The organism is Moorena sp. SIO4E2 (assembly GCF_010671945.1).
GTDB classification, from domain to species: Bacteria; Cyanobacteriota; Cyanobacteriia; order Cyanobacteriales; family Coleofasciculaceae; genus Moorena; species Moorena producens.
Genome location: NZ_JAAHIE010000016.1, coordinates 110,616 through 126,513, shown reverse-complemented (window position 1 = coordinate 126,513; position 15,898 = coordinate 110,616). Strand labels below are relative to the sequence as shown.

Genomic DNA, 15,898 nt, shown 5'->3' with positions numbered 1-15,898 from the left:
AGCGCATTTAGTGCCCAGTTTCAGGTAAGTCCTATTTGAATGACGAATTACCAATTACCAATTACCAATTACCAATTACCAATTACCAATTACCAATTACCAATTACCAATTACCAATTACCAATTATCATAAATTACCAATTATCATAAATTACCATAAAAGTTCAATCTTCCATTTCAGTTGACTCAGTTTGATCGGATTGGGTGCTTTCGGCATTTATTAACGTATTATTGAATGAATTGATGTTCCGCTTTCCTTCAGAGGCACGCTTATCCAAAATTGTCTTCAGCCTTGCTGAAGGCATTTCTCCATTAATATGAATCTGAATTTTCGGACCCGAACTAGCTAGACGAATAATCATCCCATCGATAACCGGCATTTGGGTAATCCGCTTGCCATCCATATAGGTGCCATTGGCACCTAAACTGATAATTTCCCAACCATTAGGATTTCGCCGTAGTTCTACATGGTGACGGGAAACTACAGCGCTATAGAGAATAACATGATTATCGGTTGACCGGCCAATCCGAATCACTGATTCTGTTTCAAAGGGCCAACTTTGAACAGGCACAGACTGGAGAGGATGCAGTAGGGTTAGGGTAATCGCCGGTGTCACATCTTTCAAGGATTTTGTCCTCACGGCCTGATACTGTTAACTATCCCCCACCGACACGACGTGGGATTTCCTTGCTTATACAGCCAAAAAGGCTGCCAGAGTTAGTCATATCTGCTTAGATTGGCAAGGACTGACATGCACCCCAATTAAGGCACACCTATATTAATATAGAATTTACTGTAAACAGTGACATACTACCGACGCTGACAAGCACGGTACAGCGCGGGCTTCTTACCAACTCCAGCTATCCCTATCGGGCTTTGCCCGACGCGGGGCGCGTTCGGATACTCGATAAGCTTTATTAACGACACGGGATGCCCCTCCGCGCCGGAACAATACAAAAAGTTCTATCTCCAATGTAGCTGCAGGTGCGACCTGTGGCGAATTTAATTCGCCGACGGAAAGCGCACCTATGGAATTTTACCCATTCACAGATAACTCAAACTATTGAGTCTTTTTTCTGAAGGTCACCCTATATTCCAGGTTTTTAAGGTACAGGCGCGTAGGTGGGGCACTGGTTCCGTTGCATGGGACAGGTATAGCCCTTGTCTAGTAGGTGGTTACAGAGCAGATCGAATACTAAACAGTCCAGACCAAGACAGACCTGTTTCCATAATTCCTAACTTCACTGCAGGAACAACTTTAGTTGTGAAATGTACCCGAACAAAATTGTGAACCACCCAAAACACATCCAGGGTTCAAAGCAAATGTTGACGGGACTTAGCATAGGTATTGGCTCGACGCCTATTGGCACTATTGCGCCGCCGCATCGATGGATTAAATCCATCGATATGATTGGCATTTTTCTCGTGTTCTGGAACCTCTGAGTTTGTTTGCGGATGCTCTGGTACGGGAGCTTGGTACTTCTTGCGAGGACGACCGACCCGCTTTTTGGCTCCCTTATTCAAGAGTCTGACCCGTATGCCTTTGGGCAAGCGTTTGGGTGGACGACCCGGCTTGCCATCACGCACCAATTCATGGCAAATCTCAAACAGCAAGTTACCATAGCGGCGTTCCCCATCTGTAAACAGGCCCTCGGTCTTGGGTTTGCTCTATATAGCAGAAGTCAGAAGTCAGTGCGGCTTGTTCCTACTAGGAGCCTCTAGAAAATAGAGGGGTATGAGTAGGGGACTTCGCGAGGAATAAAAACCTCAAAAGTCTAACTGTCTAACGGATGCGGGTGAAAACCCCGCCCTTCAGGAGACATAACTGTCACAAAAGTTTACAATTACTAATGTTGAAGGATTGGAGCCACGGTGTATAACTGAAGATGTAAATCCGGGTAAAGGCTCTAATTTACTAGATTTGCGTGAGCTACAACACCACCCCCGCTGATCATTCAGCTGCTATACGCAAACAAAATTGTTAACTTTTTTAAATTAAACTACACATAGCAGATGGAGCTTACTGAATTTATAGAACGTTCTATTGGACGTTGGCGATCGCAACGCAGCGGTCATCACTTAGCGTTTAGTCACTTTGAGGAAATACGGTCAACTATTGATATCGTTGCCCTTGAGGCTGATGACTCAGCTGTGATTGACATTTGCAAACTATACAACATTGATCCCACAACTGCCTTGCATCCCTTTCGCATGAGTTGGGAAGGTGAATCAGATTGGGATGAAGACGACATCCAGTCTGGAAGTTGCGTTCTAGTCCCTATCCCCGATCCTGAAAACCCCGATCGGGGAAAACTCCTCAGAGAGCAAGGCTATGCTGAGACAATTGCAGCAGTGGGCAACTATCACCTAAGTAAAGATGGTACCTTCACTTTGTTAACGGAGTATGACCGAGCAGCTGCTGAAGAACGGATTTGGTTTGCCACACCAAATCTACGTTTTCGGGTGTCCTTGATTAAAACTAGTTCTGGTCAAGGGGTGACTACAGCCTCGTTTTCTTCAGAAATCCGTGACCTATCCCAATCGGACTGAAAGTGACCCGGTTGAACAGTTAAGGTCATAATTTAGATTTTTTTTATCTTTTTTAACCCTAAGTTTTCAATAGATTAATACACCAATGTTGTCTAGTACTACCGATAAAACTACTAGTAATTTACTCACTCTAGCTAGTTGGATGGCTGGAGATTTTAGTAACCAAAAACAAGCGATTGATAATCCTCAGCTTTACGCTCACATTCATGTTTTCTTTAGGCCCTTACCCTTTGATTTCTTTTCGGGTATTGGTTTCTACTCTGAGCAAGCCTATGACTACGATCTTTGGAGTCCCTACCGTCAGGGAGTGCATCGCCTGATTGATAAAGGTGATCATAGTTATATAGAAAATTACAGCCTTAACGATCCAATTCTTTATGCCGGGGCGGCGCGAGAGCCAGATATTCTCAAAACCATCACCCCTGATGTTATAGAACGTCGCTACAACTGTTCAATGATTTTCTGGCGAGAGGGTGACATGTTTCGCGGCAGTGTAGAACCTGGTTGCCAGTGTTTCATCCAACGTAATGGGCGTAAAACCTATCTGGTCAGTGATGTGGAATTGACTGAAACCACTTGGAGCAGCCTAGATCAGGGTATGGATGTCAATACTCATGAGCACGTATGGGGCTCAGCAGCTGGTCATTTACGATTTGAAAAACGGCAAAGTTTTGCTGACGAATTACCTGATTTGTAGCGCCGATTTCTAGTGCCTAGTTATCAGCAATAAGGGATTTGGGTGTAACCCAAATACCAACAAATACCAAGTGAATCAGGGTGGGCAAAGTCATCTAATCTAGACTACTAAAAATAAAATAACCAATTTTTTTTGTCAACCTAAAAGCTAAAATCTGATATTTTATTTTTTTGCTATTCCCTAACTGATGATTTGGTATTAGCCTAAAGCCCAAAATCTAAAACCTAAAACAACTATCATAAAATATTAATTATCATTAGAGTTGAGGATGATTTGTGTACAGCTAATGCTACCGCCGAAAGCTCAAAAAAAGATGCAGTGCTGGATTAGGAGCAGACATTTAATCTGCTCCGGTCACTTTTTTATCTTTGAGACGGTAGAATATACAACAGTTGAACGATTCTCGGAATGTGTCGAGAGTCTCGGAGGAAGTGTAATATCCGTTAAACCCATTAAAAAAATTTGGATTGGCTCCCATCGCCAAGTTATTTTGTATCAAGCTAAAGCGAGCTTACATACACCTCATCATGACCTGAAACAATACTGGATAAAATACGGGAGCTTCCGTACCAGATTTGATGAACGTTCGTGAAAAATCCCCCCACTAAACCAGTTTATAGGTAAGCTATCAGCCGTCAGCCGTCAGTGGTCAGTGGTTAGTGGTCAGTGGTTAGTGGTTAGTGGTCAGCCGTTAGGTCTAGTGACAGTTGTGATATCAAATCCAGATAATTGGGCATTGCTGAATCTTCGCGCTGAATAGGAGTAGAGTGGGCATCCTGCCCTCCCGAAAATATCCCTGTTCTGTCGGCGTTGCTGAACCAAGTAATGAATAGGAGTAGAGTGGGCATCTTGCCCGCTCGACCAGATCTCGAACGGGTGCATCTCAATGCATGCTGTTTGACATGGTGGTGCGTTACGGGCAGCAACATAACCCTGACTACGAGGCGAAAAATGAAGCCCCCCCTAACGCACCCTACGCAAAATTTTCAAAAATGAGATGCACCCTCTCGAACGGGCAAGATGCCCATTCTACAGGTGCAACCCAAGGCCGCGAGCAATCCCTCACGGCCTTGGAGGCGCGCACCTACTTTTAAAATCATTCCATTATTAATATCAAGTCCGGTTGAATACTCATAATAAAAGTGTGTCGAAGGCAGAGGGCATTTGGCAGCTATGCTGAAGCAAAGGAGTAAGGTTTCAAGGGTAATGGTTTTTGATCACTAATTATCCCGACATGATATAAGCAACGCCGATAATTGCGCACACTTACGATATCCAGACCAAACCTTTGTCCCCCTGGTCCCCTGGTCCCCTGCTCCCTTGCTCCCCTCCTGTCATAACCATGCAATTTATTAATGGATGGTACCTGATCACAGCTAAGTACATGTAAGTACATCTAATTATTAAGTTTTGTATATAGCTGCCGAGTCGGTTAAGCGACTCCTGTGTGATCGACTGGTGAGCTGGTAACGAATATTACAAATTATTACTTTGTTGTTAATAAATGAGACGGCGGTTCCGATTATCCTCTAATGTTCATATTGAGCTGGTCAAATTTAATAAATAACCAGCAAGATAGCAAACTAGTTAAGTACCTTTAATTTAAGGAGATTTCAATGCTTGACGCTTTTTCCAGAGCTGTAGTTACAGCAGATAGCAAAACCGCATGTCTCGGTGCTGGAGACCTGGCTGCTCTAAAAGGCTTTATTGCTGATGGTAATAAGCGCCTTGATGTTGTAAACGGTATCGCTAGCAACGCCAGCTGCATCGTTTCCGACGCTATTTCTGGCATGATCTGCGAAAACACTGGTTTAATTCAAGCCGGTGGTAACTGCTACCCCAACCGCCGCATGGCTGCTTGCTTGCGTGATGGTGAAATCATCCTCCGCTACGTGACCTATGCGATCTTGGCTGGTGATGCTTCTGTACTCAGCGACCGCTGCCTGAATGGTCTTAAGGAAACTTACAGCGCTCTGGGTGTACCCACCACCTCCACAGCTCGTGCTGTTGGAATCATGAAAGCTGCTGCAGTTGCTTTCGTTAACAACACCGCTAGCCAGCGCAAGTTTGACCTCACTTCCGGGGATTGTTCCTCCTTAGCTTCTGAAACTGGTGGCTACTTCGATGCAGTAGTTGCTGCTATCAGCTAGTCTTTACCTTCTGCCTAAGATAACCAAGCTCCTGCCAAAGTGAGCTGGGGAAGCCAAAAGCTAAGTATAACCTTTGTCAAAACCCATTCAGGAGATATATAAAAATGAAATCAGTTATAAGCACAGTTGTTACTGCTGCCGATGCTGCAGGTCGTTTTCCTAGCAGCTCTGACCTTGAGTCCGTTCAAGGTAGCCTACAGCGGGCTGCTGCTCGTATGGAAGCTGCTGAAAAGCTAGCAGAAGGCATTGATAAAGTAACCAAAGAAGCTGGTGATGCTTGCTTTAAGAAGTATCCTTACCTGAAAGAGTCTGGTGAAGCTGGTGATTCTCAAGTCAAGATTGACAAGTGCTACCGCGATCTTGGTCACTACCTACGCTTGATCAACTACTGCTTAGTTGTTGGCGGTACTGGTCCTCTAGATGAGTGGGGTATTGCTGGTCAGCGTGAAGTTTACCGTTCTTTGAACCTACCTACCCCTCCATATATTGCAGCTCTTGAGTTCACTCGCGATCGTGGTTGTGCTCCTCGTGACATGTCTGCTCAAGCTTTGGTTGAGTACAAAACTTACCTCGACTATGTAATCAACTCCCTGTCCTAAGGAGATCACGGTGAAAATCCGTCGCTGATTGACTAACATTTCGATCAGTACCTGGGGACTCTTAGTACGTTGCTTTGCCTGAATTGGTTGAGTACCGTCAAAGAGTCCCCTAATTGTTTTGGGGGGTTAGGGGGGTAAAACTAACTGTAAGCTACGCGAACAGCTATCAGCTATCAGCCGTCAGGTTATTATTTTATTCAAAAGTACCTCAAGTAGCGTGGCCAAAAGCCCAAAGCGGATAGCTGATGGCCAAAAGCCCAAAGCTGATAGCTGATGGCTGATAGCTGATGGCTGATGGCCAAAAGCCCAAAGCTGATAGCTAATGGCTGATAGCTGATGGCTGAGAGCTGATGGCTGAGAGCTGATGGCTGAGAGCTGATGGCTGATGGCTGAGAGCTGATGGCTGATAGCTCAATGCTTACAACCAACTAAACTTCGTAAGTCCTATTGTATATTCCTAAATCACGACTAAATCACTGATGGATAAACGTTTTGCCAATATATTTAATTTGACCGAAGATCAAGCGATCGCACTTTTAAAGACCCCCTTAGACCAGCTGGAAGACCAATCTGATCGCTATCTGGCTGCATCCCATTTAATTAACTTTCCCAGCGAGCAGTCAATCAATGCCCTGATGGAAACGGTGCAAGAACAAAATTCAGAAATGTACCATCGTATCGCTCGACGCAAGGCAGTGGAAAGCTTAGGTCGTTTGAAAGCCTCTGTAGCCTTACCCATCATTCGCTCATGTCTAGGGGATGAGGATTGTTACACGGTGGAAAATGCTGTCTGGGCAATTGGGGAAATTGGCACTCAAGATCCCGAAATTCTCGAAGAAATTGCCCAGCTACTGGAGAAGCCAGGTCAGACTTATCGAGTGATTATCCAAACTCTGGCTGCACTAGACTATAAACCAGCCCTTGAGAGGATTAAGACCTTTACTAAATCCGATAATGAACCCATAGCCAGTGCTGCGATCGCAACGGTTTGTCGGTTCACAGGGGATACCAGCGAGATGCACAAAGTGATGGCATTCCTACAACACTCTAGTGTCAATGCCCGACGAGCCTGTATTCAAGACCTGATTGATGCCCGATACTACCAAGCAATTCCTCAAATTGCCACCTGTCCTATTTCCATGGTGTTTCGAATACGAGGAATTCGCCTCTTGGCAGAGGCTGGGTTGCCAGCGGGTGATATCACCTTTGAGGAGATCGAACCATCACTGGATCAAGTGATTCGTGATCATCCTGATCACCTAGAGCTGGTTCATGAATATGACCAAATGCCCAGTTTAGAATTCTTGATTAACGAGCTATACCACACAGATTTTGGGCGATGTTATCTAGGCAGTAAAACTCTGCTCAAGTTGTCCCCAGACGCTGTTGCTGAAGCGCTACTTGCTACCTATGCTGACAAAGCCCATAACGATTATGGTGCTCACTACCATGTTGTCAAACTTTTAGGCTGGCTGAAATACGCCGATGCGTACGATTTGATAGTGGAAGCCCTACACAATAAAGCACCCCAGTTTCAGAAATCCCGTGCTGGTGCTGCTATTGCTTTGGGGAATTTAGGGGATGAACGGGCAATTCCCTTACTCCAAAACAGCCTCAATACCAAGATTTTTGACTTGAAATATGCCAGTTTAATGGCATTAGAGCAGTTAGGGGATACCAGTAGTGGTCAAGATCTGGCAGCTAATGATTCAGATTGGTTGATTCGGGAGAAAGCAGTTACTAAAGCAATTGCTAGTCATTAGCCATTAGGATTAGTCATTAGGTAAGCTATCAGCTATCAGCTATCAGCTATCAGCTATCAGCTATCAGCTATCAGCTATCAGCTATCAGCTTATGGGCAAGCTACACCGAACAGCTTTTGAATAAGCGATGCAGTCGGCCAAAGGGGGTTTCCCCCACTCGCGCTTGGGATCAAGACAACAGGTAAGCATTCGAATAATGCTGAGTTAAGTTGGCATGATAGCTTACCGCTAACGTCACATCAAGTAGCGTGCGCGTAGCGCATATGCTTAGATGGGCAAATCCCCAGACTTTCAATTCGAGAAAATCTCGAACTATTAAATTCTACCGTTTGCGCATTGCGCATAGGGGCACGCTACTTGAGGTGCGCACCCTACGCGAACGAGGTTTATTTTAAGCATGATAGCTGACGGCTGACAGCTGACGGCTGACAGCTGACGTCATTAGTAACCTTGGAAGAGCATCTTTAGTGTACTAAGCACTATTACCATGCTCTAATAATTGGTAATTGCGATCGGCTATCAAACTAGAGCAGCCAGAATAATATATAGAATCATCACCGCAATAGTCTAGGCCAGACCATGACTGAGATAGTACCTCGAGTCAAATTACCTCCTCCCTTCCCTGACCACACCCAGCTACCGGAGTCAGATGGTACATTCGTGAAAAACTTTCAAGAGCATCCCCAAAGCATAATTCTAACGGATTCGATGGGAGAGATCTTACAACAGCGACATCCTGATGGACAATATGCCATTGGGCAAGACTGTGGTATCTACTGGCGAGAAACTGACCCACCTGAAAAAGGAGCCGAAGCGCCTGATTGGTTCTATGTGCCCAATGTCCCTCCTCAGCTAGATGGTAAAATTCGTCGCTCCTATGTGGTGTGGCGGGAACATATAGCACCATTAATTGCATTAGAATTCGCCAGTGGCAATGGCGAGGAAGAACGGGACAAAACCCCGTTATCCCTCTCGACTCAAGGAGAAGTAACTAAGCCAGGGAAGTTTTGGGTATATGAGCAAATTATCCGAATTCCCTACTATGGTATTTATCAAATCAACAATGGCTCTCTTGAAGTCTATACCTTGGTCAGTGGGTTTTATCAGAAATTAACCCCTAATGAACGAGGGCATTATTCTATTACACCCTTGGGTGTAGAACTAGGCTTATGGCAAGGAAGTTATCAGAATCAAACTCAACTGTGGCTAAGGTGGTGGGATGAGCAAGGAAATCTGTTGTTGATTGGTGATGAACGAGCTGTTCTCGAAAGGGAAAGAGCTGAACAGGAGCGACAACGTGCTGAAGAAGCAGAGTCTATAGTCGAGCAGGAGCGCCAACGAACTCAAGCTGCTTTAGCAAGAGCGGCTCGGCTGGCTGAGCAGTTACGAGCAGCAGGTATTGACCCTGATCTTGAAGATACTGTTTAGCACTTAACCAAACACTTAAAAGATTATTGATACAAAAGTATACAATTAGACGGATAGAAGGAAATTTTTGTAATGTTTTGTTGCTTTGTTTCTCATAAATGGGACTAGAGTGTCAAATAGCTTTTATCGTCTAAATTGGTTAGTCAATTCATAAACGACAAGACCAATAATTTTAAGTCCTTGTTATTGATAAGGAGATTTTAATGCTAGACGCTTTTTCAAAAGCCGTAGTTGCTGCCGATTCCGCCGGTGGATTTGTTGGCGGTGCTGATTTAGATGCTCTAAAGGGATTTGTTGCTGATGGCAACAAGCGCCTTGATGCTGTCAATTTTATCGCCAGCAATGCTAGCTGTATCGTTACTGATGCGGTTGCTGGTATCGTTTGCGAGAGCCCTGGTTTAGTTGCTCCCGGTGGCGGTGTTTACACCAACCGCAAGATGGCTGCTTGTCTACGGGATGGCGAAATCGTCTTGCGTTATGTGTGCTACGCCGTTCTCAGCGGAGATAGTTCTGTACTGACTGACCGTTGCTTGAATGGTCTTAAGGAAACCTACGCTGCTTTGGGCGTTCCCACTGGTAATACTTCCCGGGCTGTGGGCATCATGAAGGCTGCTGCTGTGGCTTTTGTTAACAACACTGCATCTCAACGCAAAGAGTCTGTTACTGCTGGTGATTGTGCCTCTTTGGCTGCAGAAGTCGGTGGCTACTTCGATGCAGTCGGCAGTGCTATTAGCTAGTCTCCCTGCTTAGGAGAATTTAAATTACACTGACCTTTTGCCGAAATCAATTTTAAGACAGGAGATATCTTAATTATGAAATCAGTGTTAACCACTGTTGTTGCTTCCGCTGACCTGGGAGGTCGTTTTCCTAGCGCTTCTGACCTAGAATCAGTTCAAGGTAGCTTGCAACGTTCTGCTGCTCGTATGGAAGCTGCTGAAAAGTTGGCAGGTAACTACGACGCTGTAGCTCAAGAAGCTGTTGATGCTATCTATAAAAAGTTCCCTAACGGTAGTGGTCGGGACATCGATGCAGGTACTCAGAAAGAAAAGTGCAAGCGTGACATCGTTCACTACCTGCGTTTGATCAACTATTGCCTAGTTGTTGGTGGTACTGGTCCTCTGGATGAGTGGGGTATTGCTGGCGCTCGTGAAGTCTACAAAGCCCTAGGCATCGATGCCGCTACCTATGTTACTGGTTTGACCGTCCTCCGGGATCGTGGCTGCGCTCCTCGTGATATGTCTGCCCAAGCCTTGGTTGAATACCGGGGTTACCTTGACTATGTAATCAACTCCATGTCATAGGATTATTGCTATCCACTGTCTGTAGTGGCTAGCTGCCTCTAGTACTTTCGACTAAAGGGGTATCTTAGGAGAGTGCTGTGCCTGAAGCAGGTTCAGCACTTTCCTAAGAACCCCTTAGTTGTTGTTATCGAAAATCCTGAATCAAGTTAGTTTTCTCTAACTCAGGTTATAGACTGATGTCTACTCATATTTTTGTAAGCAGTCAGCAGTCAGCAGTCAGCAGTCAGCAGTCAGCAGTCAGCTTTATGAATCCCTGACAGCAGAGATAACAGAGATTAAACGAATGCTTACCTATTTTATTCAAAAGCACCTCAATTAGCGTGGGCTATGGGCATAAGCTGATAGCTGATAACTGATAGCTGATAACTGTTCGCGTAGCGTGTGCGTAGCACATAAGCTGATGGCTGAATGCTTACCTATTTGTATACTGATATTTACTACTATCTACTAATGTCTACAGAAGAGTTATATCAACAATTAAAACATAAAAATCCTAGACTCAGAGAAAGAGCCATGCGGCAGATTGCAGCAGAGCGCACCGAGAATACTATTCCTGAGTTGATGGCAATTTTGGGTGATGAGGATGTGGTTTATCGGCGAGCAGCAGTGCAAACTCTAGGTGTGATTGGTCTTGATGCTGTACCGGTATTGGCAGAAACTTTAACAACCAGTGAAAATAACACTGTACGAGCTAGCTGTGCTAAAGCGCTGGCTGCGATCGCTCTTAACTACTCAGAAGAAACCTTCCCAACTGTGGGGTTGCAGAGTCTACAAACCGCCCTTAAAGACCCAGATCCCGTTGTCAAAATATCGACAGTTGGCGCACTGGGAACCATTGGTCCACCAGCTTTTGAAGCCCTAGTGGCTGCTTTGGACATCGATGATATTGCCCTTCAAGTTGCTGTGCTACATGCCCTAGGTTCTTTGGGAGATGAGAGAGCTATGGAAGTGCTATCTGCTACCGCTGAAAATCAGGAAGCCGACCCCTATATCCGAGAATCAGCGGCTAGTTCGATATCACGCTTGGAACAGGTGATCAACTTTGGTTCAAGCAGAAAACGATCTCCATAATAAGACCAGAATAATCCAATTATTTGTTGTCCTTGAATGCCAAAACTATCCCCAAAACTATCAACTAAGAAAGCCAGGGGACTTGACATTATTATTGATGCTTTCGGGCACTAACTAAAACAATCTCCGGCTACGCCTCTTATTCAACTCTGCTTTGCCAAGGGTTGCCCAACGCTTTAACTCAACAATTTGTTTTTGTAAAGTGGCGATACGATCCTCTTGCTCTTGATTATGCTGTGTCAAAGACTCATAACTCTCGGTAGGTTGATTAGCGGGAGATTGTTGCTCAGACAACTGATGCTCTAACTCAGCAATACGCTTCTCTTGGTCTTGAGTTTGCTGCTGTAGAAACTGATTACTTTCTACTTGTTGCGCCGCCTGAGATTTTTGCTCTGCGAGCTGCTTCTGTAACTTTTCGACCAGATTAGATTTTTCTTGAGCCTGCTGTTGTAAAGACTGATAGCTTTCGGTTTGTTCAGCAGTTTCAGATTTTTGCTCGGCTAACTCCTTCTGTAATTTCTTAACCAGAGTAGCTTGCTGTTGAGTCTCCTGTTGTAAAGACTGATAGCTTTCGGTTTGTTCAGCAGTTTCAGATTTTTGGTCAGCTAGCTGCTTCTGTAATTTCTTAACCAGAGTAGCTTGCTGTTGAGTCTCCTGTTGTAAAGACTGATAACTTTCTGTCTGTTCAGCAGTTTCGGATTTTTGCTCGGCTAGCTGCTTCTGTAATTTCTTAACCAGATTAGATTGCTCTTTAGCCTGCTGTTGTAAAGACTGATAGCTTTCGGTCTGTTCAGCAGTTTGAGATTTTTGGTCAGCTAGCTGCTTTTGTAACTTTTTGACCAGATTAGATTGCTCTTTAGCCTGCTGTTGTAAAGACTGATAGCTTTCGGTCTGTTCAGCGGACTGAGATTGTTGCTCCGCTAGCTGCTTCTGTAATTTCTTAACCAGAGTAGCTTGCTCTTTAGCCTGCTGTTGTAAAGACTGATAACTTTCGGTTTGTTCAGCAGTTTGAGATTTTTGTTGAGCTAACTTCTGTTGTAAGTCTTCAATCAAATTAGCTTGCTGTTGAGCTTGCTGTTGTAAAGACTGGTAATCTTCTTGGGATACACCAGAACCACCAGGCTCAGACACATCAGGTTGTAGCGGTTGCTCACCCTCTATAACTTGAATCTTGGTTGGAGATTTTGTGGCTCCATTGTTGGGGGATGTTTCCTTTGCCTCCGGTGGATTTTCAACGGTGATGGTCATCCTTGCCTGCTGGCATGCGATCGCAATATTACCTCTGGCGATACGCTCAATTAGTTCCGAGCGGGACAATCCAGTATTCTGAGCCATCTGAGTCAACAAGCCAATGCCTGTAGGGGTCAGGGATATCCCCACCTTAGACTTACCTTCTGAATACTGGCTAGAAGTTTTACGGCTTTTCTTGGCCATTGGCTTTTCCTCCGGATCGGCTATTTAAAGTCTATATATTTTACTGTTAAAAGTACCTCGTTCAAAGCTTTAGTTGAAAGGTAAGCATATGCGCTACGCGCACGCTACTTGAGGTGCGGTCAGCGGTCAGCGGTCAGCTTAGAATAAAATTGAAAGTCTGGGGAAAAGCCTATCAGCTTTGTGGCACAGGCTTTGGCCTTGGCCGTTGGCCACGCTACGCGAATGGCCACGCTGTGCGAACGACGCTGGGACTTCACTCAGCATTATTCGAATGCTGACCTCTTTTATGCAAAAGCTCTTCGCAAAGCGTGCGCGTAGCGCATAGGCTGATAGCTGAATGCTGATAGCTGAATGCTGACGTTGAAAGCTTTAGTTAAAAGCTTATATTTTCCAGGTAGTTGTTGAAGGTTGACCGCTGTCAGTAAACTCTCAACAGTCAACCTTCAACAACCTACACATTTCTATGGCAACTGGCCATAGAGCTAATAGCAGCTCTAATAAGTACTAAGTTTTTCCTCTAATAACTACGAGGACGCCATTTATTCAACTGGGTTTCTGCAATCATAGCTAAACGGCGCTGATCAGCAATCTTTTCTTGTAAGGTGGCAATTTCGTTCGTTTGTTTTTCAGACTTTTGTTGCAGAGCTTCATAACTGTCTGGCTCTACAGTTGCTGCTGCCATGGGGATTTGGTCCGCAATGCTGGTGAAACCACTACCACCATTGGTCGAAGAACTGTAAGACTGCCATTTGCTATACTGTGATTCTCCAAAGCTAGCCAATGGTCGTAACTCTGCCAGCTGTTGCTGCAAGGTTTCCAGCAGTTCTTCTTGCTCTTGGCATTTCCGTTGGATGGCTTGATAGGCTTCTGAGCGTTTTTTCTCCGCTTCTGGGAGAGCTTGCTTCGGTTGGATTTTGGGCTTGAGTACTTCATCCAATAAGGCTTGAATATCAGTAACTGGGGCTTGCCCAAGGGGATTATTGTAAATAATCGATTTATTCAGCCTTGATGGATTCCCTGACAAATTGTCTTTATCAGAGCTAGAAACGCTGGGCATCAGCACCAACATGTTAGTAAACCCAAGCAGCTTTTTGCCTGTTTGGGTTTTATAGCCCCGGTAAAAGGGTACAGTATCCTCCCCAAACACCTCTTGGTACTCGTCACTATCGATATAGGAATCAATATCCGCCTCGAAACCTCCTTGATCAAGTACTTGGCTGTGATAGAAGGTCTCAGAGTAGTCATCAGGAGCACGACCGAGCAAATGCTTAAAATTCAGCTCGATTGACCGGTAGCGGGGACAGATATCGAAAAACCTTGACCGATACAACTCGGACTTGGCCACCTGACGCACAAACTCACGGACAGTGATTTGGCCCCGCTTGATCTGGGATTCGGGGACAATTAGCCGTTCACTCTCCATGACATGGGCATTTCCCAAAACCTGACGGTAGACTGCTCGAATCACAGTCTCGATTTCTGCTTCCGAGCGACCTGGCCACAGCTCAATCGGATCAATTTCTTCCCAGGCTTGATACTGGCGTTGCCAGGTTTGAGTCGTGTTTTGTTCGAGTTTTTCAGCTTCTGTGAGAATCTTAGGTGCTGTTTGAGTTTCTGCCGGACCTGCTGGTTGGGCTTTCTTGAGACCTAGAACATTAGCCAGGAGTTTATTGACATCAGTCGGTTTTACTACATCACCAGCTCCAGACAGCGGCTCCATATTACTGGGGCTATTGGTCATCAGGGACTGATTCAACCGAGACCAATTCCCCCGCCAAACATTTGCTTGATCGCTACCGGCTGCACCACGCAACAGTTTTAAGATATGGGTAAATCCCACTGTACTCTTACCTATCTGGGTTTTGTAGCCCCGATAATAGGGAACCTGGTTTTCCCCAAAAGCCAGCTGGTATTCTTCGCTATCGATATAAGAATCGATTTCAGTCTCATAACCACCTTTATCAAGCAGCGTAGTATGCTCAATAATTTCCTCATAGCTTTCGGGAGCTCGACCAAGGAGATGCTTGAAATTCAACTCAATGGCTCGGTTACGAGGGCAACTGTCGAAAAATCGGGAGTAGTAAAGCTCAGATTTAGCCACTTGCCGCACAAATTCCCGGACAGAAATTTCTCCGTTTCTGAGTTGAGATTCGGCAACGGTGAGCCGCTCACTGTCCATGACATAGGTATTCCCCAACACTTGCCGATAGACAGCCCGAATCACAATTTCTATTTCTTCTTCAGAATGACTAGGCCACAGTTCAACTGGGTCTGTTTCTTGAAATGCTGCCACCCCTAATTGTGCGGCTCGTGTCAGTACAGGGTTTATAAAACCAATTACCATCTAAAAGACCTCCCAATCCATTGTTGTCAAAGACAGTTAATCAACAACTAATAAACAACTTTTTTTTGACGAAGACTACCTTCTTCAATAATTCATCTTCAATTCAATAGTATTTATCCTTGAATGTCCAAAAAATTGATTGAACACTGTAAGTATTAATTTATTAACGGTCAAGTATTATTGGTTAAGGTGACGCTTTCCATATCGTCTTGGTTGACTGACACGCTAGTTGCACTCAGAGATTTAATTGATTTGTAAAACTGTTGACCATTAACAGTCAACAGTCAACAGTCAACAGTCAACAGTTAAACGAAAAAATTTGTACGGTGCAGTAGTCAGCTCAACCTACTTTGTTTTAACTAACGTGGACACTAGCCACCTTAGCACCCATACGGCTAATGTTCTTCATTGCCTCAGCTATACAGCTATAAGGAACCTTCATCGTATAGTTACTTGTGCGCATTACATCTTGGCGACACAGACCTGTCACCTCTAGTACAACTGTGCGATCGCTATAATCACTCAGAGTGCTAGTTCCATCTGTAATCATTCCTGACATC

General features: G+C 44.8%; 17 protein-coding genes and 1 pseudogene. 11 read left to right on the top strand and 7 right to left on the bottom strand.

Annotation, left to right across the window (positions count from 1 at the left end; all coding sequences use genetic code 11):
• Positions 1-164 precede the first annotated feature (164 nt).
• Together F6K37_RS03740 and F6K37_RS45345 are read right to left on the bottom strand one after the other, a co-directional pair.
• Complete coding sequence (locus tag F6K37_RS03740; RefSeq protein WP_229414261.1) at positions 165-641, bottom strand: FHA domain-containing protein; 477 nt, start codon at positions 639-641, stop codon at positions 165-167.
• A 536-nt stretch (positions 642-1,177) separates the two neighbouring features.
• Positions 1,178-1,648 (bottom strand): annotated as a pseudogene (locus tag F6K37_RS45345) (IS1 family transposase); the annotation flags it as partial.
• A 366-nt stretch (positions 1,649-2,014) separates the two neighbouring features.
• On the opposite strand from F6K37_RS45345, the gene F6K37_RS03730 reads away from it, so the two are divergent.
• From F6K37_RS03730 to F6K37_RS03720, 3 genes are all read left to right on the top strand, one after another.
• The gene (locus tag F6K37_RS03730; RefSeq protein WP_008184568.1) at positions 2,015-2,551 is read left to right on the top strand and encodes a phycobiliprotein lyase; all 537 of its coding nucleotides are present in this window, start codon (positions 2,015-2,017) and stop codon (positions 2,549-2,551) included.
• An 85-nt stretch (positions 2,552-2,636) separates the two neighbouring features.
• Positions 2,637-3,248 (top strand): chromophore lyase CpcT/CpeT, encoded by a 612-nt coding sequence (locus F6K37_RS03725; RefSeq protein ID WP_008184570.1) that lies wholly within the window; start codon positions 2,637-2,639, stop codon positions 3,246-3,248.
• A 268-nt stretch (positions 3,249-3,516) separates the two neighbouring features.
• Positions 3,517-3,840, top strand: coding sequence for a hypothetical protein (locus tag F6K37_RS03720; RefSeq protein ID WP_008184573.1), 324 nt, complete (start codon positions 3,517-3,519; stop codon positions 3,838-3,840).
• An 85-nt stretch (positions 3,841-3,925) separates the two neighbouring features.
• Here the strand turns inward: F6K37_RS03720 and F6K37_RS03715 are convergent, their stop codons facing one another.
• Positions 3,926-4,177: a hypothetical protein gene (locus F6K37_RS03715; RefSeq protein WP_131827233.1), complete on the bottom strand. Its 252-nt coding sequence runs from the start codon at positions 4,175-4,177 to the stop codon at positions 3,926-3,928.
• A gap of 687 nt (positions 4,178-4,864) precedes the next feature.
• Between F6K37_RS03715 and cpeB (F6K37_RS03710) the strand changes: the two genes are divergently transcribed.
• Both cpeB (F6K37_RS03710) and cpeA (F6K37_RS03705) read left to right on the top strand, forming a co-directional pair.
• The gene (gene cpeB / locus F6K37_RS03710; RefSeq protein WP_287248245.1) at positions 4,865-5,398 is read left to right on the top strand and encodes a phycoerythrin subunit beta; all 534 of its coding nucleotides are present in this window, start codon (positions 4,865-4,867) and stop codon (positions 5,396-5,398) included.
• 104 nt (positions 5,399-5,502) lie between these two features.
• Positions 5,503-5,997, top strand: a complete 495-nt coding sequence (cpeA, locus tag F6K37_RS03705; RefSeq protein WP_287248243.1) for a C-phycoerythrin subunit alpha — start codon at positions 5,503-5,505, stop codon at positions 5,995-5,997.
• Between the two features lie 197 nt (positions 5,998-6,194).
• On the opposite strand, the gene F6K37_RS03700 is transcribed toward cpeA (F6K37_RS03705), so the two are convergent.
• Complete coding sequence (locus F6K37_RS03700; protein WP_287248241.1) at positions 6,195-6,425, bottom strand: hypothetical protein; 231 nt, start codon at positions 6,423-6,425, stop codon at positions 6,195-6,197.
• 51 nt (positions 6,426-6,476) lie between these two features.
• Between F6K37_RS03700 and cpeY the strand changes: the two genes are divergently transcribed.
• The 5 genes from cpeY (at position 6,477) to F6K37_RS03675 (ending at position 11,560) form a co-directional block, all read left to right on the top strand.
• Positions 6,477-7,760 (top strand): C-phycoerythrin alpha-cysteine-82 phycoerythrobilin lyase CpeY, encoded by a 1,284-nt coding sequence (cpeY, locus tag F6K37_RS03695; protein WP_287248239.1) that lies wholly within the window; start codon positions 6,477-6,479, stop codon positions 7,758-7,760.
• A gap of 579 nt (positions 7,761-8,339) precedes the next feature.
• Positions 8,340-9,188, top strand: coding sequence for a Uma2 family endonuclease (locus F6K37_RS03690; RefSeq protein ID WP_071106827.1), 849 nt, complete (start codon positions 8,340-8,342; stop codon positions 9,186-9,188).
• A gap of 203 nt (positions 9,189-9,391) precedes the next feature.
• Positions 9,392-9,925 carry a phycoerythrin subunit beta gene (gene cpeB / locus F6K37_RS03685; protein WP_287248235.1) on the top strand — a complete coding sequence of 178 codons (534 nt, stop codon included), beginning with the start codon at positions 9,392-9,394 and terminating at the stop codon, positions 9,923-9,925.
• Positions 9,926-10,000: 75 nt separating this feature from the next.
• The gene (cpeA, locus tag F6K37_RS03680) at positions 10,001-10,489 is read left to right on the top strand and encodes a C-phycoerythrin subunit alpha (protein ID WP_287248232.1); all 489 of its coding nucleotides are present in this window, start codon (positions 10,001-10,003) and stop codon (positions 10,487-10,489) included.
• 450 nt (positions 10,490-10,939) lie between these two features.
• Positions 10,940-11,560 carry a HEAT repeat domain-containing protein gene (locus F6K37_RS03675; protein ID WP_044492899.1) on the top strand — a complete coding sequence of 207 codons (621 nt, stop codon included), beginning with the start codon at positions 10,940-10,942 and terminating at the stop codon, positions 11,558-11,560.
• Between the two features lie 114 nt (positions 11,561-11,674).
• Here the strand turns inward: F6K37_RS03675 and F6K37_RS03670 are convergent, their stop codons facing one another.
• Positions 11,675-12,994 (bottom strand): coiled-coil domain-containing protein, encoded by a 1,320-nt coding sequence (locus F6K37_RS03670; protein WP_287248229.1) that lies wholly within the window; start codon positions 12,992-12,994, stop codon positions 11,675-11,677.
• Between the two features lie 149 nt (positions 12,995-13,143).
• Between F6K37_RS03670 and F6K37_RS03665 the strand changes: the two genes are divergently transcribed.
• On the top strand, positions 13,144-13,272 hold the full coding sequence (locus tag F6K37_RS03665; protein WP_287248227.1) for a hypothetical protein: 129 nt from the start codon (positions 13,144-13,146) through the stop codon (positions 13,270-13,272).
• A 239-nt stretch (positions 13,273-13,511) separates the two neighbouring features.
• Here F6K37_RS03665 and F6K37_RS03660 read toward each other — a convergent pair whose 3' ends face one another.
• A complete protein-coding gene (locus F6K37_RS03660; protein ID WP_287248225.1) occupies positions 13,512-15,338 on the bottom strand; it encodes a phycobilisome rod-core linker polypeptide in 1,827 nt (608 codons plus the stop codon).
• A 355-nt stretch (positions 15,339-15,693) separates the two neighbouring features.
• Entirely contained in the window at positions 15,694-15,897 is a 204-nt protein-coding gene (locus tag F6K37_RS03655; protein ID WP_287248224.1) for a rod-capping linker protein CpcD domain-containing protein, read from the bottom strand.
• Position 15,898 lies beyond the last annotated feature (1 nt).